The organism is Priestia sp. TRN 1309 (genome assembly GCF_050846875.1).
Lineage (GTDB): Bacteria > Bacillota > Bacilli > Bacillales > Bacillaceae_H > Priestia > Priestia zanthoxyli.
In genome coordinates this window covers 25,752-50,128 of sequence record NZ_JBOZGM010000012.1, presented here as the reverse complement: position 1 = coordinate 50,128, position 24,377 = coordinate 25,752, and the positions used below count along the sequence as shown (strand labels likewise).

At 38.0% G+C, this 24,377-nt stretch carries 20 protein-coding genes and 2 tRNA genes; 20 read left to right on the top strand and 2 right to left on the bottom strand.

Annotated elements, in window-relative coordinates:
* Position 1 precedes the first annotated feature (1 nt).
* The 3 genes from ACRPLQ_RS25795 (at position 2) to rocF (ending at position 1,237) form a co-directional block, all read left to right on the top strand.
* A tRNA-Gly gene (locus ACRPLQ_RS25795) sits at positions 2–76 on the top strand.
* A gap of 22 nt (positions 77–98) precedes the next feature.
* A tRNA-Ala gene (locus ACRPLQ_RS25790) sits at positions 99–174 on the top strand.
* Positions 175–337: 163 nt separating this feature from the next.
* The gene (gene rocF, locus ACRPLQ_RS25785; RefSeq protein ID WP_028411907.1) at positions 338–1,237 is read left to right on the top strand and encodes an arginase; all 900 of its coding nucleotides are present in this window, start codon (positions 338–340) and stop codon (positions 1,235–1,237) included.
* 82 nt (positions 1,238–1,319) lie between these two features.
* Here the strand turns inward: rocF and ACRPLQ_RS25780 are convergent, their stop codons facing one another.
* Positions 1,320–1,490 carry an aspartyl-phosphate phosphatase Spo0E family protein gene (locus ACRPLQ_RS25780; protein ID WP_223260213.1) on the bottom strand — a complete coding sequence of 57 codons (171 nt, stop codon included), beginning with the start codon at positions 1,488–1,490 and terminating at the stop codon, positions 1,320–1,322.
* 155 nt (positions 1,491–1,645) lie between these two features.
* Between ACRPLQ_RS25780 and sigW the strand changes: the two genes are divergently transcribed.
* The 12 genes from sigW (at position 1,646) to ACRPLQ_RS25720 (ending at position 18,204) form a co-directional block, all read left to right on the top strand.
* Entirely contained in the window at positions 1,646–2,209 is a 564-nt protein-coding gene (gene sigW, locus ACRPLQ_RS25775) for an RNA polymerase sigma factor SigW (RefSeq protein ID WP_013054969.1), read from the top strand.
* Positions 2,210–2,223: 14 nt separating this feature from the next.
* Positions 2,224–2,829, top strand: coding sequence for an anti-sigma factor family protein (locus ACRPLQ_RS25770; RefSeq protein WP_013081391.1), 606 nt, complete (start codon positions 2,224–2,226; stop codon positions 2,827–2,829).
* A 191-nt stretch (positions 2,830–3,020) separates the two neighbouring features.
* The gene (gene cdaA / locus ACRPLQ_RS25765; RefSeq protein WP_013054971.1) at positions 3,021–3,842 is read left to right on the top strand and encodes a diadenylate cyclase CdaA; all 822 of its coding nucleotides are present in this window, start codon (positions 3,021–3,023) and stop codon (positions 3,840–3,842) included.
* A complete protein-coding gene (locus tag ACRPLQ_RS25760; RefSeq protein WP_028411906.1) occupies positions 3,835–5,391 on the top strand; it encodes a CdaR family protein in 1,557 nt (518 codons plus the stop codon). The genes cdaA and ACRPLQ_RS25760 overlap by 8 nt, the downstream gene beginning before the upstream one ends.
* 28 nt (positions 5,392–5,419) lie before the next feature.
* Positions 5,420–6,766, top strand: a complete 1,347-nt coding sequence (glmM, locus tag ACRPLQ_RS25755; protein ID WP_028411905.1) for a phosphoglucosamine mutase — start codon at positions 5,420–5,422, stop codon at positions 6,764–6,766.
* A gap of 430 nt (positions 6,767–7,196) precedes the next feature.
* The gene (gene glmS / locus ACRPLQ_RS25750; RefSeq protein WP_014461996.1) at positions 7,197–8,999 is read left to right on the top strand and encodes a glutamine--fructose-6-phosphate transaminase (isomerizing); all 1,803 of its coding nucleotides are present in this window, start codon (positions 7,197–7,199) and stop codon (positions 8,997–8,999) included.
* Positions 9,000–9,860: 861 nt separating this feature from the next.
* On the top strand, positions 9,861–10,577 hold the full coding sequence (locus tag ACRPLQ_RS25745) for a YebC/PmpR family DNA-binding transcriptional regulator (RefSeq protein ID WP_098113864.1): 717 nt from the start codon (positions 9,861–9,863) through the stop codon (positions 10,575–10,577).
* A 158-nt stretch (positions 10,578–10,735) separates the two neighbouring features.
* Positions 10,736–12,277, top strand: coding sequence for an SH3 domain-containing protein (locus tag ACRPLQ_RS25740; RefSeq protein ID WP_162200725.1), 1,542 nt, complete (start codon positions 10,736–10,738; stop codon positions 12,275–12,277).
* Positions 12,278–12,437: 160 nt separating this feature from the next.
* A complete protein-coding gene (locus tag ACRPLQ_RS25735; protein ID WP_028411903.1) occupies positions 12,438–14,330 on the top strand; it encodes a PTS mannitol transporter subunit IICBA in 1,893 nt (630 codons plus the stop codon).
* Positions 14,331–14,390: 60 nt separating this feature from the next.
* Entirely contained in the window at positions 14,391–16,481 is a 2,091-nt protein-coding gene (locus ACRPLQ_RS25730; protein ID WP_367077745.1) for a BglG family transcription antiterminator, read from the top strand.
* 5 nt (positions 16,482–16,486) lie between these two features.
* The gene (locus tag ACRPLQ_RS25725; protein WP_028411901.1) at positions 16,487–17,629 is read left to right on the top strand and encodes a mannitol-1-phosphate 5-dehydrogenase; all 1,143 of its coding nucleotides are present in this window, start codon (positions 16,487–16,489) and stop codon (positions 17,627–17,629) included.
* An 89-nt stretch (positions 17,630–17,718) separates the two neighbouring features.
* The gene (locus ACRPLQ_RS25720; protein WP_028411900.1) at positions 17,719–18,204 is read left to right on the top strand and encodes a VOC family protein; all 486 of its coding nucleotides are present in this window, start codon (positions 17,719–17,721) and stop codon (positions 18,202–18,204) included.
* A gap of 36 nt (positions 18,205–18,240) precedes the next feature.
* On the opposite strand, the gene ACRPLQ_RS25715 is transcribed toward ACRPLQ_RS25720, so the two are convergent.
* Positions 18,241–18,777, bottom strand: a complete 537-nt coding sequence (locus tag ACRPLQ_RS25715) for a L,D-transpeptidase (RefSeq protein ID WP_098113861.1) — start codon at positions 18,775–18,777, stop codon at positions 18,241–18,243.
* Between the two features lie 281 nt (positions 18,778–19,058).
* Between ACRPLQ_RS25715 and mscL the strand changes: the two genes are divergently transcribed.
* The 5 genes from mscL (at position 19,059) to ACRPLQ_RS25690 (ending at position 24,377) form a co-directional block, all read left to right on the top strand.
* Complete coding sequence (gene mscL, locus ACRPLQ_RS25710) at positions 19,059–19,454, top strand: large conductance mechanosensitive channel protein MscL (protein WP_028411898.1); 396 nt, start codon at positions 19,059–19,061, stop codon at positions 19,452–19,454.
* Positions 19,455–19,649: 195 nt separating this feature from the next.
* Entirely contained in the window at positions 19,650–21,719 is a 2,070-nt protein-coding gene (locus tag ACRPLQ_RS25705) for an LTA synthase family protein (RefSeq protein WP_367077746.1), read from the top strand.
* Positions 21,720–21,914: 195 nt separating this feature from the next.
* A complete protein-coding gene (locus ACRPLQ_RS25700) occupies positions 21,915–22,457 on the top strand; it encodes a helix-turn-helix domain-containing protein (RefSeq protein WP_028411896.1) in 543 nt (180 codons plus the stop codon).
* 20 nt (positions 22,458–22,477) lie between these two features.
* Entirely contained in the window at positions 22,478–23,587 is a 1,110-nt protein-coding gene (locus tag ACRPLQ_RS25695) for an ABC transporter ATP-binding protein (protein ID WP_028411895.1), read from the top strand.
* The gene (locus ACRPLQ_RS25690) at positions 23,577–24,377 is read left to right on the top strand and encodes an ABC transporter permease (RefSeq protein WP_028411894.1); all 801 of its coding nucleotides are present in this window, start codon (positions 23,577–23,579) and stop codon (positions 24,375–24,377) included. Before ACRPLQ_RS25695 ends, ACRPLQ_RS25690 begins: the two co-directional genes overlap by 11 nt.

The following is a 24,377-nucleotide window of genomic DNA, read 5'->3' as shown; positions in this document are numbered from 1 at the left end:
AGCGGAAGTAGTTCAGTGGTAGAACACCACCTTGCCAAGGTGGGGGTCGCGAGTTCGAACCTCGTCTTCCGCTCCATTTCTATATAAAAAAACATATTGGGGCCTTAGCTCAGCTGGGAGAGCGCCTGCCTTGCACGCAGGAGGTCAGCGGTTCGATCCCGCTAGGCTCCACCATACATATAAACGTACAACCTTTAAGCAATTTGCTTAAAGGTTTTTTTGTGTAGTTTCTACAAATTAGAATTGTATATATATTCAAAAAAGTGTCGAGTTGAGCCATCGCTCATTTAGCCGTTACAATAAGAGAGTAGCAACATTTGTGATGGGGGGACATATTATGAATAAGCTTTCAATTATTGGAGTACCAATGGATTTAGGTCAAACTCGCCGAGGGGTCGATATGGGGCCAAGTGCGATACGATATGCAGGTGTTATGGAACGCATCGAGAATATTGGATATAGTGTAGAAGATAAAGGGAATATTGAAATTGCCTTAGCTGAACGAGTACATAGTGATGAAAATACAAACTTAAAGAATTTAAAAGCTGTAGCGGATGCTAGCGAAAGACTTGCTCAGACCGTAAGTGATGTTATTACAAATAAAAGGTTTCCTTTAGTGCTAGGGGGAGATCACAGCATCGCTATCGGAACACTAGCAGGAGTAAGTCGTCATTATAAAAATTTGGGTGTAATTTGGTATGATGCACATGGAGATTTAAATACAGCAGATACGTCTCCTTCCGGAAATATTCACGGTATGCCATTGGCGGCAAGTATAGGTATAGGAGACGAAGCATTGACTCGAATTGGTGGCTATGCCCCTAAAGTCAAGCCCGAGAATATTGTGATTATCGGAGCCCGTTCTTTAGATGAAGGAGAAAAAGAGCTAATAAAGGAAAAAGGAATTAAAGTGTATACGATGCATGAGATAGATCGAATGGGTATGACAAAAGTAATGGAAGAAACAATTTTATATTTGCGTGATAAAACAGATGGCGTTCATCTATCACTCGATTTAGATGGACTGGATCCACATGATGCACCTGGAGTAGGAACGCCAGTTATCGGTGGAATAAGCTACAGAGAAAGTCATTTAGCTATGGAGATGTTGGCAGAATCTCAGCTAATCACTTCTGCCGAGTTTGTGGAAGTGAATCCTATTTTAGATGAGCGAAATAAAACAGCTACCGTAGCTGTTGCATTAATGGGCTCACTTTTAGGAGAAAAATTAGTATAAAACATTATTGCCTACCAAAAGGTACATGAAACAAATGTGAAGATAAAAAAAAGAAGCTCTTAGTTCAGATTCTAGAGCTTCTTTATATAGAGAAAAACTTTTCATATTCATTTAATAGACCATCTAGCTCTGAGCTTACTCTCACCACTGTTAGTGATGATAAAGGATTTTCTGCTGCAAGAGTGACCATGTTATTTCTACATTCTTCAATTTGATTCAAAAGGTTTTCTTTTGTATGAGTCAAGCTTTCCACTCCTCTTCTTTTCATCTATACTAATTACATAACCTACGTACGATCTTTTTAAACGTATTTGACAAATTTTTGTTAAAATAATTAAGCATAAGTGAAACTTTATGATAAAGTACACGTATATATACTATCCCGCAATGGGCGGAGGTAACCGTTACATGGATTTATTATTAAAAAGAAAAATAAAAAAAGTAAAAAAAGGTGACCAGGATGCGTTTGCTGACATAGTAGAATATCACAAGGATAAACTTTTTCATCTATGTTATCGAATGCTAGGAAACCGGGAAGAAGCGCAAGACGCTGCACAAGAAGCGTTTATTCGAGCCTATGTAAATATTCATAGCTATGACACGAGTAAAAAGTTTTCCACCTGGCTATATCGAATTGCTACAAATCTTTGTATTGATCGAATTCGTAAGAAAAAGCCAGACTATTATTTAGATGCAGAAGTAGCCGGGACCGACGGGTTAAATATGTACTCTCAAATAGCTGCCGATCAGGCCTTACCAGAGGAAGAGCTAGAGCAAGTAGAATTGCAAGAATTCATTCAGTCGGAAATATTAAAGCTACCTGAGAAATATCGAACTGTCATTGTCCTAAAATATATAGATGAGCTGTCGTTAAAAGAAATCAGCGATATTTTAGACCTGCCTCTTGGTACGGTAAAGACTAGAATTCACAGAGGACGTGAAGCTTTAAGAAATCGACTTCGCCACTTGTAAGGAGTGAACTAAGAATGAAATGTCCAAAAATGTATGTAAACCTCATTCATGAGCATTTAGATGGAGATATTACAAAAGAAAATGAACTGTTATTAAAAGAGCATTTGCACCAATGCAAAGGTTGTCAGCAGCATATGCATCAGTTAAAAAGAACGATTGCATTTGTGCAAAGCACTTCTCATATAGAATTACCTATGAACTTTACAGCAGGTGTTATGGCCGGGTTACCACGTGAGAAGAATCGAATTCGAATGAATAGATGGTTTACAAACCATCCGATTCTTAGTGCAGCTGCTGTATTTGTGCTGTTAATGTCCGGCACGGTGTTTTCAGCTTGGGAAACGGATGAAGACTTTTCTGTTTCAAAGCAGCCGAACCTGGTCATTCACGATAAAACAGTCGTTGTACCAAAAGGTGAGACCGTCAAAGGTGATATTACTGTGAGAAATGGCGATATTAAAATTGAAGGAAAAGTAGATGGAAACGTTACTGTTATACATGGTGATAAGTATCTAGCTTCTGCAGGAGAAGTGACAGGCAATATTGAAGAGTTAGACAAGATTTTTGACTGGGTATGGTATAACGTCAAAACTCATGCCAAGCAAGCTGTTGACTTTTAATAGTTAAACATAAAACCGTCCGCTTATCTTGTTAGAGAGGAACAGTGGACGGTTTTATTTATATAAAAAGAAGGCTACATTATATAGGAACAAGGATTTAAAAATAAGATGTAATTTACAGTGTAATTTTGTTTTATGGTATAATAAAACGGTTATGTTATCTTTATTACATATATAGAGGAAGTGAGAAGATGCCTATTGGAGACCTGCCAATCCTCTCATATTTAGGAAAAATTGTTGATGTTCTCCTGGTATGGTTCGTCATATATAAATTAATTATGGTCATAAGAGGTACAAAAGCAGTACAGCTTTTAAAAGGAATCACGGTAATTTTAGTTGTCCGCTTTATAAGTAACTTCCTTGGACTAAATACGTTGCAATGGTTAATGGACCAAGCGTTAACGTATGGATTTTTAGCTATTATTATTATCTTCCAGCCAGAGCTGCGCCGAGCGCTTGAACAGCTTGGGAGAGGACGTTTGTTTTCACGCAGTAATTTGCCTGAAGAAGATGAACGTACCGTTACGATTGAGGCGATTATAAAAGCAACGCATTATATGGCTAAAAGACGCATAGGTGCATTGATCTCAATTGAAAGAGAGACGGGTATGGGTGATTATATTGAAACAGGTATACCGCTCAACTCTAATATTTCTTCTGAATTATTAATCAACTTATTTATACCGAATACACCCCTTCATGATGGAGCGGTTATTTTACAGCGGGATCAAGTAGCCGCTGCAGCATGTTACTTACCTTTATCTGAAAGTCCTTTTATTTCAAAAGAATTAGGTACTCGCCATCGTGCTGCTGTAGGAATAAGTGAAGTAACAGATAGTGTGACTGTCATTGTATCTGAAGAAACTGGAGGCATTTCCGTTACCAAAAACGGTGAATTGTATCGTGAATTGACCATTGATACATTGAGAGAAATGCTAGAAAAAGAATTAGTCACAACTTCTAAAGCAACTTCTTCCACTCGTTGGCAATGGAGGTTGAAGAAGAATGGATAAATTGATGAATCGATCGTGGGTTATGAAAATTATCGCGTTGCTGTTAGCCTTCATGTTATATTTATCTGTTAATTTAGATGATGGTGCCAGTTCATCAAATAAAATTCTGAACCGAAGCAGTTCTGCCAACACTGGAGTAGAAACATTAACAGATGTTCCGGTTCAAGTATCCTACAATGAGAAGAACAGAATTGTAAGAGGTGTTCCGGATACGGTCATTATGACACTGGAAGGTCCTAAAAATATTTTGGCTCAAACAAAGCTACAAAAAGATTATCAAGCTTATATTGACCTTGATAATTTAAGCTTAGGGCAGCATAGAGTCAAGGTTCAGTATCGAAATATCTCTGATAATTTAAACGTAGTGGTTAAGCCTGATATTGTAAATGTAACAATTGAAGAACGCGATTCAAAACAGTTTTCAGTAGAGGCAAGTTATGATAAAAATAAGGTCAAAAATGGGTATGAAGCAGGGGAAGCAACCGTTAGCCCAAGAGCCGTCACGGTAACGGGCGCATCAAGTCAATTAGACCAAGTTGCTTATGTAAAAGCTATTATTGATTTAGATAATGCTTCAAAAACAGTGACGAAACAAGCAACTGTTGTCGCATTAGACAAGAATTTAAATAAATTGAATGTAACAGTTCAACCAGAAACGGTCAATGTAACAATCCCGGTGAAAAATATTAGTAAAAAAGTGCCGATCGATGTGATTCAAGAAGGCACGCCAGGCGACGGTGTCAACATTACGAAGCTAGAGCCTAAAACAGATACCGTGAAAATTATCGGTCCATCTGATTCTTTAGAAAAAATCGATAAAATTGATAATATTCCAGTCGATGTTACCGGTATTACGAAATCTAAAGATATTAAGGTGAATGTCCCTGTTCCAGACGGAATAGATAGTGTAAGTCCTAAACAAATTACCGTTCATGTGGAAGTAGACAAACAAGGTGATGAGAAAGACGCAGAAGAAACGGACGCAAGTGCAGCTGAGACTAAGTCATTTAAGAATTTGCCGGTTTCTTTAACTGGTCAATCCTCAAAGTACACGTATGAACTGCTTTCTCCTACTTCAGTAGATGCGGATGTAAAAGGACCAAAATCTGATTTAGATAAGTTAACGAAAAGCGGCATTAGCTTGTCAGCGAATGTAGGGAATTTATCTGCTGGGGAGCACACGGTTCCTATTATAATAAATAGTCCTGACTCTGTTACATCAACACTATCGACTAAACAGGCAAAAGTTCGTGTAACAGCGAAAAAACAATCAGGGACAAATGATGAGCAAACGGATAAAGAAACAAGTGGAAGCACGAGCGATAAAGAAACAAAGCCAGACACGGGAACTGGATCAGGATCAGGAACAAATCCTGGGACGGGAAATTCAGGTGATTCAACTGATAAACCAAGCGAAGAGACTGATACACCTGAAGACAATACAGATACACCAACAGATAATACAGAAACTGGTGACGATAGTAGTAATCAAAGTGATGAAAATTCTACACCCGTAGATGGACAGACAGATAATACATCAGGAAACTAAATGTTTTGACATGAAGGAGAGAAAATTAATGGGTAAGTATTTTGGAACAGACGGAGTACGAGGAGTTGCCAATAGTGAATTAACTCCTGAGCTTGCTTTTAAAATTGGACGCTTAGGTGGTTACGTTCTAACAAAAGATGCAGAGCGACCAAAGGTATTAATCGGACGCGATACACGCGTTTCTGGTCATATGTTAGAAGGAGCGCTTGTTGCAGGCTTGCTTTCAATTGGTGCAGAAGTTATGCGATTAGGCGTTATTTCAACTCCAGGGGTAGCGTATTTAACAAAAGCACTTGGCGCACAAGCAGGAGTCATGATCTCTGCTTCACATAACCCAGTTCAAGATAACGGAATTAAATTCTTTGGTCCAGATGGATTTAAACTGTCAGATGCACAAGAGAATGAAATTGAAGCGTTAATGGATAGTGAAACAGATCAATTACCAAGACCTGTTGGGGGAGATTTAGGTCAGGTAAATGACTACTTCGAAGGTGGACAAAAATATCTTCAATACTTAAAACAAACGGTTGATGAAGACTTCTCAGGTATTCATGTTGCATTAGACTGTGCGCACGGAGCAACGTCATCGTTAGCAGCACATTTATTTGCAGATTTAGATGCGGATATCTCTACAATGGGGGCATCACCAAACGGATTAAACATCAATGACGGTGTAGGATCTACACATCCGGAAGCATTAAGTGCCTTCTTAAAAGAAAAAGGAGCGGATGTTGGGTTAGCATTTGATGGAGACGGAGATCGTTTAATCGCAATCGATGAAAAAGGCGAGATTGTAGACGGTGATCAAATCATGTTCATTTGTGCAAAGTACTTATATGAACAAGGACGTTTAAAGAAAAATACGCTTGTTTCTACTGTTATGAGTAACTTAGGCTTCTATAAAGCACTAGAAGCTAGCGGAATTGAAAGTGCACAAACGGGTGTAGGCGACCGTTATGTAGTAGAAGAAATGAAAGCTAATCAATATAACCTAGGTGGAGAACAGTCAGGTCATATTATTTTCTTAGATTACAACACAACAGGTGACGGTATGCTTTCAGCTATTCAGCTTGTAAACATTATGCAAGCAACGAAAAAGCCTTTATCAGAATTAGCAGCTGAAATGAAGAAGTATCCTCAGCTTCTTGTAAATGTAAAAGTAACGGATAAGCATCATGTTACAGATAACGAGAAGGTAAAAGTGGTTATTGAAGAAGTGGAAAAAGAAATGAACGGTAATGGCCGAGTACTTGTACGCCCTTCAGGAACAGAGCCGTTAGTACGTGTTATGGTTGAAGCACAAACACAAGAAGAATGTGAAACTTATGTAACGCGTATCGTAGAAGTAGTAAAAGAAGAAATGGGCTTAGAGTAATTCATTAATTATATGCATAAGCGGTGACGTTTCAAGCTGCTTATGCATATTTTTATATTGTTGAGAAAAATTCTTGGAAATTATCTGATGCTAAAGGCTGTTTTTACAGATAGTAAAGAAGATAATTGACGTTTTCTCACTTCTTATTGTAATATTAAATCTGTTCGTCTCTTAATTTATGTAAAGGAGTGAACAATCTATTTTAAAAGTGAATACAAAGCGCCTGAACTAAGTAAAGGGACGGAAACGACTTAGTTGACGAGGAGGAGGTTTATCGAAGTATCGGCGGATGCCTCCCGGTTGTTGATTATCACGGCCGAAAACTTGATGTGAAAAACAATGAGGTGACTTATTGGACAAAAGCATTGAGATGATAATCATTGATGATGAAAAGAGACTCTCTTTTCATACATGAAGGAGGATTTTATCTATGTGCGGAATTGTAGGATATATTGGAACAGAAGATTCGAAAGAAATTTTATTACGTGGTCTTGAAAAGTTAGAATATCGTGGCTATGACTCAGCAGGTATTGCAGTTGTTAACAATGAAGGCGTACACGTATTCAAAGAAAAAGGCCGTATTGCAGAATTGCGTCAGGCAGTAGATAACAGTGTTGTAGCACCAGCAGGTATCGGTCATACGCGTTGGGCAACTCATGGTGTACCAAGCCAAGAAAATGCTCACCCGCATCAAAGTACATCTGGACGCTTCACGCTTGTGCATAATGGTGTAATTGAAAACTACGCTATTTTAAAACGTGAATATTTACAAGATGTAACGTTCAAAAGCGAAACGGATACAGAAGTAATCGTTCAGTTAATTGAAAAAATCGCAGCAGAAGGCTTAGATGTAGAAGAAGCGTTCCGCAAGACAGTAAGCTTGCTTCACGGTTCTTATGCACTAGCTCTTGTTGATAACGAAGATAAAAATACAATCTACGTAGCTAAAAACAAAAGCCCGCTTCTTGTAGGTGTTGGCGAAGGATTTAACGTTGTAGCAAGCGATGCTATGGCAATGCTTCAAGTAACAGATCAGTACGTAGAATTAATGGATAAAGAAACAGTAATTGTTACAAAAGAAGGCGTAACAATTAAAACGCTTGATGGTGAAGTGGTAGAAAGAGCACCTTACACAGCAGAGCTTGATGCAAGTGATATTGAAAAAGGTACGTACCCTCACTATATGTTAAAAGAAATTGATGAGCAGCCTTTAGTTGTTCGTAAAATCATTCAAGAGTATCAAAATGAAAACAATGAACTGCACATTGATGCAGACATTTTAGGAGCAATGGATGAAGCAGACCGCATCTATATCGTAGCATGTGGAACAAGCTATCATGCAGGCCTAGTAGGTAAACAATTCATTGAAACGTGGGCGAAGGTTCCGGTAGAAGTGCACGTAGCAAGTGAATTCTCTTACAACATGCCGCTTTTATCTGAAAAGCCACTGTTTATCTTTATTTCTCAAAGTGGAGAAACAGCTGACAGCCGTGCAGTATTAGTTCAAATTAAAGAACTAGGTTACAAAGCGTTAACAATCACAAACGTTCCGGGATCAACATTATCTCGTGAATCTGATTATACGTTATTACTTCATGCAGGTCCGGAAATTGCTGTAGCATCAACAAAAGCTTATACAGCTCAATTAGCAGTCCTATCAATTCTAGCGGCTGTAACAGCAAAAACACGCGGCATTGAATTAGAATTTGATTTAGTTCAAGAGTTAGCAATCGTAGCAAACACAATGGAAGTACTTTGCGACGACAAAGAAGAAATGGAAAGCATTGCTCTTCAATTCTTAGCAACAACTCGCAACGCATTCTTTATTGGACGTTCTGTTGATTATTATGTAGGTTTAGAAGGCGCGTTAAAACTAAAAGAAATCTCTTACATTCAAGCAGAAGGATTTGCTGGAGGAGAGCTTAAGCACGGAACAATCGCTTTAATTGAAAACAATACGCCAATTATTGCATTAGCAACACAAGAACATGTAAACTTAAGCATCCGTGGTAACGTAAAAGAAGTAGTAGCACGTGGAGCTAATCCTTGTATCATTTCAATGAAAGGATTAGAAACAGAAGAAGATCGCTACGTGATTCCGAAAGTTCACGAAACACTTTCACCACTAGCAGCGGTTATTCCTTTACAATTAATCTCTTACTACGCTGCATTGCACCGCGATTGCGATGTAGATAAACCACGTAACTTAGCAAAATCAGTTACTGTAGAATAATAAGGTTCTAGACACCCTTCTATTATAGAAGGGTGTTTTTGTATATAATTCTCATTGAGCTAAAAAATATATTTGCTTGCTTCATTTATTTTATATAATAGAGTAGGTAAATGAACGAAACTCATTTATAAAAAAGGAAGTGAAAAGTATTAGTGGAGTAGCTCAAAGTATAAAGTACGTGTTGCGAGGCATCTTTTTTGTCTTGTATTTTCCCTTTTATTTTGTATTTCAAATTTTGTGTAAGATATGGATATATTTTATCGCTAAGCCCCTCATATGGATAGGAACAAGAATTATTCAACCTGTCATTGATTTCATTTGGAGATACATTATACGTTTTTTATTCGTTTATCCTATTTCTTGGCTATGGAGTGTCCTCATCTATCCTTTTATTCTCTTCGTTTGGAAACGATGTTTTTTGCCTATAACTAGATTTATATGGAAGTATGTTTTATACCCTGTTTTATACATGGTTTGTTACCCTTGTTATCTTCTATGGAAATATGTTGTGCTGCCATTTTACAATGAAATTGTTATTCCCGTGGTTTCATTTTGTCAGCGTATATTCTTCTGTTTTTGGAAAGGAGTTAAGTGGATCATAATTCATATGATCTACTATCCTTTACGGTGGATTTGGGTGAGATGTATATACAAACCGCTGAAAAAAGTATATACAAAAATCATTCAGCCTGTTATCAAATGGTTTTCTCATTTATTTAGTTAACGAAATATACCAAAAGATTGCTTGTCTTTTTTAGGTATTAAACTCGAAAGATAAGAGGGAATTGATGTATAATAAAAACGGATATATCATTGCCTATTTATTTTATTAGATTCAATTTTGAAAGAGAGTGAAACAATATGGGCCGTAAGTGGAACAATATTAAAGAAAAGAAAGCGTCAAAAGATGCTAATACAAGTCGTATATATGCCAAGTTTGGCCGTGAGATTTATGTGGCTGCAAAACAAGGTGAGCCAGATCCAGAATCAAACCAAGCGTTAAAAGTTGTATTAGAACGCGCGAAAACATACAATGTGCCAAAAGCAATTATTGACCGTGCCATTGAAAAAGCAAAGGGCGGTTCAGAAGAAAATTACGATAATCTTCGTTACGAAGGTTTTGGACCAAATGGCTCAATGGTTATCGTAGATGCTCTTACGAATAACGTAAACAGAACAGCTTCAGACGTGCGTGCTGCCTTTGGTAAAAACGGCGGTAATATGGGAGTAAGCGGATCAGTAGCGTATATGTTTGATCCAACAGCTGTTATTGGTGTAGAAGGTAAGGATGAAGAAGAGACGCTAGAACTGTTAATGGAAGCAGAAGTAGACGTGCGTGACATTTTAGAAGAAGAAGATTCTGTAATTGTTTATGCTGATCCGGATCAATTCCATGCGGTACAAAAAGCGTTCAACGATGCTGGTATTACGGAATTTACAGTAGCTGAGCAAACGATGCTTGCTCAAAATGATGTAACTCTTCCTGAAGATGCACAAGCTCAGTTTGAAAAAATGATTGATGCATTAGAGGACTTAGAAGATGTGCAGCAAGTATATCACAACGTTGATTTAGGATAATAGTGAAAGAGGCAGACCTATCAAAGAGGTCTGTCTTTTTTTATAGGCCGTGTGAAAAGCATCTATTGACCCTTTCCCTTCGTTTGGAATATGGTAAGATAATGAATTAAGAATAGAAAATAGTAGAATTTTATAAGGAATAAATGGAGGGAAAGCAGTTGAAAAAATTAATGGTGGGGATGGCGTTAACAGCTACGCTTGCAACGGCTGTAACGCCTGGCTTTGGCTCAATTGGGGGAAATCAAGAAAAGGCATATGCAGCAACAGTTACATATAAAGTAACGGCAAGCAAGCTAAATGTGAGAAGCGGAGCGGGAACGAATTACGGGATTATCGGCAGCGTAGTAAAAGATCAAACACTATCTGTGGTGAGCAAAAGCGGAAGCTGGTACAAAATTAACTATAACGGCCGCACAGGCTATGTAAGCAGCGATTATGTACAGTCATCAGGAACAACAGCGCCACCAGCAGAAAGCACAACGTATACAGTAACGGCAAGCACGCTGAATGTAAGAAGCGGAGCGGGCACCAATTATGCATCCATAGGAAGTGTGACAAAAGGCCAGAAGCTGTCTGTGATGAGCAAAAGCGGAAGCTGGTACAAAATTAACTACAACGGCCGCACGGGCTACGTAAGCAGCGATTATGTACAGTCATCAGGAACAACAGCGCCACCAGCAGAAAGCACAACGTATACAGTAACGGCAAGCACGCTGAATGTAAGAAGCGGAGCGGGCACCAATTATGCATCCATAGGAAGTGTGACAAAAGGCCAGAAACTGTCTGTGATGAGCAAAAGCGGAAGCTGGTACAAAATCAACTACAACGGCCGCACGGGCTACGTAAGCAGCGATTATGTACAAGCATCGGGAACAACAACGGCCCCAACAACGCCACCAGCAGAAAGCACAACGTACACAGTAACGGCGAGCACGCTGAACGTAAGAAGCGGAGCAGGCACCAACTATGCCTCTATAGGAAGTGTGACAAAAGGCCAGAAGCTGTCTGTGGTGAGCAAAAGCGGAAGCTGGTACAAAATTAACTATAACGGCCGCACAGGCTATGTAAGCAGTGACTATGTACAGGCTTCAGCTACAGCGTCTCCAAAGCTCGTAGTCGATTCTTTTAAAACGTTAGGCAACGCTCAGCAAGTCATCTTGGTTACAGCAGATAACTACGATACGAAGTCTGCTAAAATTCAAACATTTGAAAAAGTTGATGGAAAATGGAAGCAAGTTTTAACTGCGAACGGTGTACTTGGACAAAAAGGATTCGCTTTAGCGAAAAAAGAAGGAGATATGGAGTCTCCGACAGGGAAATATACAATTGGCACAGCATTCGGACGCTATGCAAATCCTGGAACTAAGCTTCCATATCGAAAGATTACATCAAATGATGTGTGGGTAGACGATTCAAAAAGCTCTCTGTATAATACGTGGCAGCAAAAGCCAGCGAATGGCCGCTGGACGAGCGCTGAGAACATGGATATCCCGGCTTATGATTATGGGTTTGTCATTAATTATAATGAATCTAGAACCCCAGGAAAGGGAAGTGCAATCTTCTTTCATGTAGGAACAAATTATACAGCAGGATGTACGGCCACTTCTAAAGAACAAGTTGTCTCTATTTTAAAATGGTTAAATCCAGAGAAAAATCCAGTTATTATTCAATCTCCTGTAAGTGAATTAGATAAATATTAAGTTAGAAAGCAGCTGAATTCGTGTAATTCAGCTGCTTTTTTATGTAATTAAAAGCTTTGTCCGTCTGTGGTACGACAAAGTTAGTTTTCCTATTCATTGAATGAAAGCGTTTAATCTCTTACGATTAAAGTATCATCACGTAGAGAAAGGAAGAGAGCAAATGGCTCAATCTAATATAAAAGTAGCTGTACAAAAATTTGGGAACTTTCTAAGTTCAATGGTTATGCCAAATATCGGAGCATTTATTGCATGGGGACTTATTACTGCTTTATTTATTCCAACAGGCTTTTTTCCAAATGAAAGCCTTGCCAAACTAGTGGATCCAATGGTCAAATATTTGCTTCCGCTGCTAATCGGCTACACAGGAGGAAAGCTTGTACACGATCAGCGCGGAGGCGTTGTAGGTGCTATCGCGACCATGGGCGTCATTGTTGGATCTGATATTCCGATGTTTCTAGGCGCTATGATTATGGGGCCGCTGGGCGGTTATATCATCAAGAAGTTTGACCAGTTTATTGAAGGTAAAGTCAAAACAGGATTTGAGATGTTAATTAATAATTTCTCAGCAGGTATTCTTGGAGGAATTCTAGCGATTCTAGCCTTTTTAGGAGTTAGCCCAGCTGTGGACGGATTTACAGGTGCACTTGTAGTGGGTGTAGATTGGATGGTTGCACATGGCCTTCTTCCTCTTACAAGTATTTTAATTGAACCAGCTAAAATTTTATTCTTAAACAATGCCATTAATCACGGCATTTTATCTCCGATTGGAGCAGAACAAATTCGAACAAACGGACAGTCCATTCTATTGTTATTAGAAACAAATCCTGGTCCGGGATTAGGAATTCTGTTAGCGTATTGCTTCTTTGGAAAAGGAACAGCAAAACAGTCAGCACCGGGAGCGGCCATCATTCATTTTATTGGCGGAATTCACGAAATTTACTTCCCTTACGTTTTAATGCGTCCTCTTCTAATCATTGCGGCTATTTTAGGAGGAATGAGCGGAGTATTTACATTTGTTCTTTTAGGAGGAGGCTTACAAGCCGTTGCTTCACCAGGAAGTATTTTGGCTATTTTAGCTGCTACACCAGGTAATGCAGGCAGCTATGTTGCAAATATCTCAGGTGTTCTTGTTGCAGCCGTCGTATCGTTTATTGTAGGTTCGTTAATTTTAAAAACGGGCAAGCAAACAGAAGATTTGGACGAAGCAGCTCGCAAAATGCAAGAGATGAAGGGCAAGAAGAGCTCTGTAGCAGGAAGCTTTACAAAACAGCAAGGCGACGTACCAGCAAGCGTTCAAAAAATTGTTTTTGCCTGTGACGCAGGTATGGGATCGAGTGCAATGGGCGCCTCTCTTCTTCGCAAGAAAGTTAAACAAGCAGATTTAAATATTTCGGTAACAAATACAGCTATCAGTAATATTCCAAGTGATGCTCAAATCGTTATTACACAGGAAGAGCTAACGCCAAGAGCTCAAAACAAAGTTCCAGATGCGTATCATATCTCGGTGGATAACTTTCTATCTAGCCCGGAATATGACAAACTAATTGATCAACTAAAAAATGATCATACTACTTCTAAGGCGGAAGAAGAAAAGAATGTATCTGCAGAAAACTATACAGATAGTAATGATGGTTTATTAAAAGAAGAAAACGTTTTCTTGAATCAGCACTTTTCTTCTAAGGAAGAAGCAATTCGATTTGCAGGAAGTGTGTTAGTAAAAGGCGGATATGTAGAAGAAAACTATGTTGAAGCGATGATTGAGCGAGACAATATGACTTCTACTTATATGGGAAATGACGTAGCGATTCCGCACGGTACGGAAGAAGCGAAAAAGAACGTTTTAAGATCAGGTTTTACAGTAATTCAAGTTCCAGAAGGCGTTGATTTTGATGGTGAGAAAGTTCGTTTGATTTTCGGAATTGCCGGAAAAGACGGCACCCATTTAGAAATTTTATCTGGTATCGCGATTACATGTTCTGATATGAACAATATTGAAAAGATGGTTCATGCCAAATCAGCTAAAGAATTAATGGCTATTATTCAAAGTAACTAACGGGATAGAAAGGCATGAAGATGCCTTTTTATCCTTTGTTTATAAATAAGAAAAGAGTTGATGTTCTTGTTTATTACTTCAAGAGAAAAATCAATCATTGAGTTAATTATTAAAACGGCAGGAAAGCATACAGCACTTACACTTGCTACTTTTTTGAATGTAAGTGTAAGAACCGTTCACCGAGATTTGAAGGCAATTGAATCAATACTTGAAAAATTTGATTTAAAGCTGATTCGTACACAAGATGAAGGACTAATGATTGAAGGTAAAAATGAACAGATTTTTCGTCTTATCCAAGAGCTGATGAAGATTAAAACGACGGATCAGTCTCCACAGGAAAGAAAATTAATTCTTTTAATTCTTCTTCTAGAAGAAGGAGATTCATTTAAATTACAAACGCTGGCTAAAGACTTAGAAGTAAGTATTACTACACTAACTGCTTATCTAGATGAATTAACAGAGTGGTTAACCACATTTGACGTTTTCCTTCATCGAAAGAGAGGGGTCGGAGTAGAGGTTCAAGCTACTGAAGCCAATAAACGGAACGCATTAGCCAATTATTTTCTTGTCCATTTTAATGAAGAGTTAATTGAATGTTTGTTTCTAGTAGAAAATCAACAGCATACGGATGAAACGATTTTGCATTATTTTTATCCGAATTATTTAGCAGAAGTAGACCGAATTGTACATCAAGCGATTAATCAGCATCATTCTAAGCTGGCTGACAGCGATTATATAGGGCTCATTGTTCATATTTGCATTATGATACAGCGAACGAAAAAGCAAATGTATCTAGAAGACGATGGCGGCCAAACGGAAGAGCTGGCGAGTGAACTGTTCTTAATGAAGGATATTTGCCGCGAAATTGAACGGGTATTTTCTCTTTCTTTCACGGAAAAAGATATTCATTTCTTAGCAGTACGGCTGCGTGCAGCTAAGTTCCAAACTACTAGAGACGTATATTACGACAGCGTAGTGGTTGGGCAGATTATTAAGAATATGATTTCTCATGTTTCTGTTCAGCTTAACACCGACTTGACCGGTGATTTTTCCCTTTACCAAGGGCTGCTTGCTCATATGGAACCGGCAATTTTTCGTCTTAAGCAAAAAATGGAGCTTTTTAATCCATTAACGGAAGAGATTAAGAAAAAGTACCCTGTTTTATTTATGGCTGTGAGAAACAGTATCGATCAAGAGCTGCCGGATTTAGTTTTTCCAGATGATGAAGTGGCATATCTTGTTTTGCATTTCGGTTCAACGCTAGTGCTAAAAGAAGAAGTCATGGAAATTCAGGCACTGATTGTCTGTCCAACTGGAATCGGCACTTCGAAAATGTTAGCTAGCCGTATTCGTAAAGAGATTCCGGAGATTAATTCAGTTGTCATTAAATCGGTAAAAGAAATCAAAGAAGCGGCGCTTGAAGGGTATGACGTAGTGATTTCAACAGTAAGACTTCCTTTTTTAAATGTCGATTACATTTTAGTCAATCCACTCTTAACCGAAGAGGATATTCAGTCCGTTCAGAATTTTTTACAGAAAAACATTCAAAAGTTAACCAAAGATAAGGGCTATCGTTCGTTCCAATATAAAAATAAGACCGTCTCTACACAAAAACCGTCTTTTGAGGAAACGATGAAGCAAATTAAAGATGTGCATGGAAGTATCGAATCAATTCTTCAAAACCTTAGAATGTATCGATTTTCGGATGCAGTGAGTCATGATCAAGTGATTTCGCACGTAGTAAAAGCAGCTGAAAAAGAACGTTTAATAACCAATGCCAGCTGCGTTATTGATCAGCTTAAGGAACGAGAAAACAAAGGCGGTTTAGGTATTCCGCAAACGAGTATGGCACTGTTCCATTGCCGTGAACATCACGTGAAAGAGCTGATTTTTCAAGTTTCACATTTAGAACAGCCTTGCACAGTTAAAGGTATGGACGGAACAAACATGCAGGCGCGTAACCTTCTATTAATGCTAGCACCTGAGGAGTTAAGTGAAGTACAGCAAGAAATCTTAAGTTTAATTAGTACAAGTTTAATTGAAGATCATGAAGCAATGATGGTTTTTTCGTCTTCGAACGAAGAGATAATTCGCAAAAGGCTAGAGGATACGTTTCATGAGTACCTTCGAAATAATTTGATAAAGGAATGATTTTTGTGAAACAAGCAGTTCATTTTGGAGCAGGTAATATTGGGCGAGGATTTATTGGGGCATTATTTTCTCAAAGCAACTATCACGTTACATTCGTAGATATTGCTGAAAAGATTATTAATCAGTTAAACACAGATGAAGGGTATAACGTAATAACAGCCGCAGAGCACCCAGAGACATTAGCTGTTCAAAACGTATCTGGTTTAAATAATCTGACGCAAGAACAAGCAGTCATTAAAGCGATTAAAGAAGCAACGTACATTACGACAGCCATCGGACCGAACGTTCTGCCTCGCATTGCTCCTTTAATTGCTAAAGGTCTGGCTGAGCGTGTGAAAACAAGCGACGAAAAGGTATATATTATTGCATGTGAAAATCAAATCTCTGCGACAGATTTATTAAAAGGCTATATTTTTGATGCGCTGGATGAAGAGACAAAAGCTCATATGGTAAATAAGGTCTTTTTCTTCAATTCAGCTGTAGATCGTATCGTACCTCTTCAACACAACCAAGGTTCGCTTGATGTTTTAGTAGAATCCTATTATGAATGGGTAGTAGAGGCACCTGAAAATATTCCTTTTGTAGAAGGAATGACGATTGTGCCTGACCTTGCTCCTTTTATTGAAAGAAAGCTATTTACAGTAAATACAGGACATGCGGTGATTGCATATTTTGGTTATTTAAAAGGAAAAGAAACGATTGATCAAACGTTAAGAGATTCAGATATTTACCAACAAGTACAGCAAACGCTACGAGAAACAGGAGACTATCTAATTAAAAGATATGACTTAGATAGAGAGGAACACGAAGCCTACATCGTAAAAATTATTGAGCGCTTTAAGAATCCTCATTTAAATGATTCAGTTAAACGGGTAGGAAGAGCGCCAATTCGCAAACTTGGACCTCAGGATCGTTTGATTCGTCCAGCGCTAGAAGCAAAAAAAGCGGGCCTTTCTTATACCCACTTAGCGAAGGCCATCGCTGCTGCGCTTCTATTTGACCCGCAAGAAGATAAAGAGGCTATGAAGCTTCAAGCGAATATTCATGAGTATGGTATTGAGTATGTGTTAAAAGAGGTCAGTGGGTTAGAGGCAAGTAATAATTTAACAAAAGAAATCATTGCTCAATATAATGCTTTAAAATCGTAAATGACTCTAATACGTGTAAACAGTCCATTTTAAATGGGCTGTTTTTCTTTTTGTAGAAAGGGAATGTTTGTGTATAGGAGGATGATAAAATGGTAGCTATTACTCACGTTGGATTAGCTGTACCTGATGTAGAAGAAGCCGTCCAGTGGTATGGGAAAGTTTTAGGTTTTAAGCTGATTGCCGGTCCTTATACGTTTAATGCGGAGGAAGAAAAAGCTGAAAATATGACTCAAGATTTACTAGGGTCTCATATTAAAAAAATGAAAAATGCTCACATGACAGCTGATAACCAGGTAGGCATTGAACTGTTTGAATTTAATAAGCCGCAAATGCCTCTTGTATTAAAAGACAGCGATGAGCAGTATCAAAGTTATTTTCACATGTGTTTAATAGCCGATGACGTGGAAAAATTAGCGGATAAAATCGAACAATCAGGCGGTAAAAAGCGTAGCCAAGTATGGAATACAAGACCTGGAAAACCTTATTACTTAATTTATTGCGAAGATCCGTTTGGGAATATTATTGAGCTATATTCACATAGTACGGAGCTCATGTATGGGAATAAAGAAGAATAAAAGCTTATCCACATTTTTTGGATAAGCTTTTATTTTTCACAGCTGTCCGTAGCCATATACCTTTGCCAGCTCTTCGAAGGTTTTTGATGAATACGTAATAGTTACAGATGTTCCTACTGCTACTTTATCGAATAGTTCTTCCACATCCGCATTGTGCATCCGTACGCAGCCGTGGCTTACATATTTGCCAATGCTAGCTTCTGAGTTATTCCCATGAATACCGTATGTGTCGCCGGTTGTTCCGTTTGCATTAAGCCCTAGCCAGCGAGAGCCAAGAGGATTATTGGGAGCGCCTCCTGCAATGTGCCCTGTATAGTAAGGGCGATTTTTAATTTTGTTAACAATCTTGAAAAAGCCTACCGGCGTATCGCTCCATGTTTTTCCCGTAGCTACTGAATACGTCTTTTCTAATTTTCCGTTATGAAAATAAGCAAGCTGATTTGTTTTTTTATTAATAATAATTAAATCTTCACTTGCTGTGTTTTCACTTGCCTCCGCCGTGCTTGCTGTATATGAAATACTGATAATAGCTGCGAGACACACAGTCGCTGCTCGCAGTAGAATTTTTCTCACGTTCTAGCCATCTCCTCTATTGCTCGTTTACATATTTGATGAATTACATGCTATTAGTGTATAAAAGAAAAATGGACTGAACATGAACCTTACCTGAATGAAAACTGAAAGTTCGTTTTTATTTACACGCGAATATAAAGTAAAAATATGGGCAGAAATACAACTAAAGGTCTGGTACATATCTCATGAAAAAGAGAAAAATGAAAATGCACCTTGTTTGTTTAATTTAGGATGTATTATCATGAAAGTTTGAAATGAAGGGCAGGAGGTGGAACAAACAGATGCTTAAAGAATTTAAAGAATTTGCTTTGCGAGGAAACGTATTAGACTTAGCAGTCGGTGTTATTATTGGAGCGGCATTTGGAAAAATTGTCACGTCTCTTGTAAATGATATTATTATGCCGCTGATTGGTTTGTTGTTAGCAGGGATAGACTTTAAAGATTTATCCTTCACGGTTGGAGATGCTACGGTATTGTATGGATCTTTTATTCAAACGATTGTTGATTTCTTAATTGTTGCATTCTCGATTTTCTTATTTATTCGTTTCTTTAATCGCTTTAAGAGAAAAGAAGAAGAGAAAGTAGAGGAAGAAGTGGCTGTTCTGTCAAAAGAAGAAGAGATTTTAACAGAAATTCGTGATTTGCTAAAAGCAGAAGCAGTGAAAGAACGTTCATAGCAGCAATTTTTACATACGTATAAAACGGCTAAGAGGCCCGTCTTTTCATCAGAAAAGCGGGCTTTTTTCGTGTGAAATTTCTCGGGAAATGTTAGTGGTATGATCATGGGAAAATTAGGCGTGAAAGCGAGAGAGATAGGAATGTTAAAATCATATTAAAAGTGTTAAGATATTGTAAATAGGAGGCTTAAGGTTATGTTTAAACATTTGTATCGTTCTTTGCCAATGCTGGTGGCGTATGGGCTGCTTAGCGTTTTTTTATACAGTGTTGTTATGCTTAATATATCAAATGACACAAAGATATTGTTTGACTGGGCCCAAATCCATACAGCTGGGTTCGTCGTATTAATAGGGGGATGCTCACTTGTTTTATGGGCGCTCACTTTCTATTTGCTAATTCGATTTAATCAGATAGAGAGAATACAAGGTTCGCAGTGGTACGCCATTTTTACGGCAATTGTGTTTTCAATTGCGGTAGCAGCCGTTTCTGCTATGGTTTTTGTTATCTATCATATTGATATACATAATCCAGGCAAAACAATAGAGTGGATGCAAGCATACCCTGAACGCTATCTTTTTACGGTCTTTTTACTCTCGCTGTTAACACTAGCGATCATTATGCTAGTAGGGGAAGCTTATTTAGGGGCTGGGATTACCTTTGTTCTGTATTTTATTTTAGCTCTTGTAAACTATTATAAAAAAATCTTTCGAAATGAACCATTGTTCCCGAACGATTTTATTCAGGCGAGTCAGTTAAAAGAAGTTATTCCAATGATTAAAGATTCCATTTCAATTCCTATTGTCATAGGAGTTATTGGATCTATTGTCGTACTGATTGCTCTTTGGTTTTTCTTGCCGAAAATTAAAATTCGATGGTTTCTTCGAATTATTATGATTCTGCCGCTTATCTTTTTAATGAAATCATTTTTATTCTTTGAACACTCGTTTGCTCAAAAATATTATGATCAATATGCTGCGCTGATGCCTTGGAATCAGCAAAATAATTATTACTATAATGGACCGGTTATTGGCATGATTTCAAATGTTAAAACAGATGTGCTGCAAGAGCCGGATGACTACTCACAGGAAGTAATGGCCAAAGTGGCAAAACGCATTCAGTCAAAGGAAGAGAAAACACAAGAAAGCAGGACTGAAGTCAAGCCAAACGTTGTGTTTGTAATGAATGAAACGTTTTGGGACCCAACAAAGCTTAACGTGACGTTCTCTGAAGATCCAATGAAAAATACAAGGGAGCTTCAAAAGAAATATCCTTCTGGGTGGTCTTTAAGTCCTTCATTTGGCGGGGAGACAGCTAATGTAGAGTTTGAAGCATTGACGAGCTACTCTTTGTCTTTCTTTAACCCTGGAGGTCTTCCTTATCAGCATGTATTGAGTAAAAAAGAATATCCGTCTTTTGTTTCTTATTTAGAAAAACAAGGCTATGCTACAACAGCTATGCATCCAAACAGCGGCATGCTTTATATGAGACAAAATGTGTATCCAAATTTGGGATTTGATCAAGTGAAGTTTATTGATCAAATGAAGCATACGCAAAAAGATAACAAAGAATTTGTTTCTGATGAAGCGGTAGTTGATGAAGTACTGGATACGCTTCGTCAGTCGAAAAAGCCTGCATTTGTGCATGCTGTAACGATTGCAAATCATCTTCCTTATTCTGCGGATAAGTATAATGGTCAGGAAACCATTAAAGTAACCGGTAAAGGGTTATCACCAGAAATGCAAAAGGAAATTGAAATTTATGCTGAAGGAATCAAACGTTCAGATGCTGCTTTAAAACGATTGAACGATGAAATTCAAAAGTTGGATGAGCCGACCATTGTAGTATTTTGGGGAGATCATTTGCCAGCACTTGGACAAAACCTTCAAGCTTACAAAGAAACGGGTTTTGGAAACGAGAAAACGCAGCAAACATCTCGAAAATTTTATGAGACGCCGCTCTTATTTTTATCTAATTACGATACAAAAATAGATAAAAATCTTGGTACGATGAGTCCTATTTATATTGCTCCGACACTTGTTCAATCTCTTGGTTACAAAAGTAATCTATTCTACGATCAGCTGAATCAAATGAAAACAGAAGTGCCGGCTTTTCGTTCAAATATGTATATAAACTCAAAAGGAAAGCTAGTGGATGAGCCGGCAGCGCTCTCTAATAAAGCTGCAAAAGACCTTCAAGATTACCATGAAGTTGAGTTTGATACATTATCGGGGAAACAGTACGAAACGCATAAGTTGTATAAATAAAAATAAAAACTCCTTTTAAATAAAAGGAGTTTTTATTTTTTAAGTGTTTAAGGTTGTACTAAAAAATAATTCATGTATAATATTTTAAGGTTAAAAGTAAACTTTAAGTTAAGTAAAACAAAACTTGAGTTTGGAACAGCATGAACAATTATTCATGCTGTTTGCTAATTTTAAATACAGTTGAGGATCGAGAGTATGGAAATAGGAAAGAAAATTAAGAATTTACGATTAAAAAAAGGTTTAACACAAGAAGAGCTAGGAGAACGTACTGATTTAAGCAAAGGCTATATTTCGCAGCTAGAGCGCGATTTAAGTTCGCCGTCTTTAGAAACATTTTTTAGTATTTTGGAAGTGCTGGGGTGCGAACCGAAAGAATTCTTCGAAATTGATACGCATGTTCAAAAGGTTGTATATAAAGAGGAAGACTACACGAGTTATTGCGAAGATGAAAAAGGTTACCATATTCAGTGGCTTGTACATGAATCAAATGAAAAAGAAATGGAGCCAATTCGTCTTATTCTTCATGAAAAAGGTGCATTTAAGAGATTTGAACCTTCTCTTTCAGAAACGTTTGGCTACATTTTGCGCGGGTGTGTGAAGGTGAAGCTTGGAGGCAGAATATATGAGGCTAAACAAGGGGAAACCATCTATTTTCAAGCTTCTGAAGAACATCAGATTTTAAATGCTCATGACGGAATAACAGAGTTAATTATCGTGGCGACAGAGTCTTATTTATAGAACAAAAGAGGTGAAGTGAAATGACATCTACGAATACAATTATTCAATTTGAAAATGTGACCAAGCAATATGATAATGATTCAGTTGTATTGGATCATGTAAGCTTTGAAATTGAAAAAGGGAAGTTTTATACCCTTTTAGGTCCATCGGGATGTGGAAAGACAACGATTTTACGATTAATTGCAGGCTTTACGGAGGCCTCGAGCGGAACGATTTATTTTAATGGAAAAAGAATTAATGATGTCCCGGCTAACAAACGTCAGGTTAATACGGTTTTTCAAGACTACGCGCTTTTCCCGCATTTGAATGTATTTGAAAATGTAGCATTTGGTCTTCGAATCAAGAAGATGAAAAATGCTGATATTGGGATAAAAGTTAAAGAAGCCCTTCGCTTTGTTAACCTAGAAGGATATGAAAAGAGAGAAATAAAGGAAATGTCGGGCGGTCAAAGACAGCGCGTAGCCATTGCACGAGCAATTGTAAATCAGCCCGAAGTCATTCTGCTGGACGAGCCGCTTTCAGCTCTTGATCTAAAATTGCGTACGGAAATGCAATACGAGTTAAGAGAATTACAGCGCCGTCTAGGTATTACGTTCATTTTTGTTACGCACGATCAAGAAGAAGCGCTTGCGATGTCCGATGAAATCTTTGTTTTGAATAAAGGAAGAATTCAGCAGAGCGGGGAACCTACAGATATTTATGATGAGCCAATTAATCGTTTTGTTGCCGATTTTATTGGTGAATCAAATATTGTACCAGGTAAAATGATTGCTGACTTTTTAGTGGAGTTTGGCGGCCAGCAATTTGAATGTGTCGATCAAGGGTTAAACCGAAATGAGCAGGTTGAAATTGTGATTCGCCCTGAAGATTTAGCCATTACAAGCTCCGATCAAGGAAAGCTGCAGGTTCGTGTAGATTCACAGCTGTTTAGAGGAGTCCATTATGAAATTTTAGGCTATGACCATGCAGGGAATGAGTGGCTCGTCCACTCTACAAAAAAGGCAACGGTTGGCGAAGAAATTGGTTTATATTTTGAACCTGAAGCTATTCACGTTATGCGATTTAATGAAACGGAAGAAGAATTCGATAAGCGACTCGAAGGTTATGAAGAGGATTACCATGCAAACTAAATCAAGAAATATTTATTTAGTCCCGTATGTGTTATGGATTTTGCTTTTTGTAGTTGCTCCCATTGTATTAGTTGTCTATTATTCTTTTTTCAGCATTGATAATGAGCTGACGCTTGAAAACTATAAGAAATTTTTTACCCCTGTTTATTTACAGATGACGCTGAGCTCATTTTGGTATGCCTTTTTAATTACGTTATTTTCCTTGGTTTTTTCTTATCCAACAGCTTATTTACTAACGAAGCTTAAGCATAAGCAGCTTTGGCTTCTACTGATTATTTTACCGACGTGGATTAACCTATTATTAAAAGCTTATGCTTTTTTAGGCATATTCGGCACGTACGGTACGGTTAATAAATTTACTGAATTTCTGGGATTTGGTACTCATCAAATTTTATTTACTGACTTTAGTTTTGTATTTGTATCAGTGTATATTTTTATCCCCTTTATGATTTTGCCGATCTTTAACTCTTTAGAAGAACTTAATCCCTCGCTTATCTACGCTTCGCGAGACTTGGGGGCATCTTCATGGGTGACATTTAAGCGCGTGGTATTTCCGCTAACGCTAGAAGGGGTTAAATCAGGTTGTCAGGCTGTTTTTATTCCAGCACTGTCACTCTTTATGATTACGCGTTTAATTGCTGGAAACCGCGTCATTACACTGGGAACGGCGATTGAACAACATTTTTTAGTGACGCAGGATTGGGGCATGGGAGCCACAATTGCTGTCTTTTTAATTATTGCGATGGCCGTTATGATGCTCATAACAGGCACTGGAAAGAGAGGTGTGTAA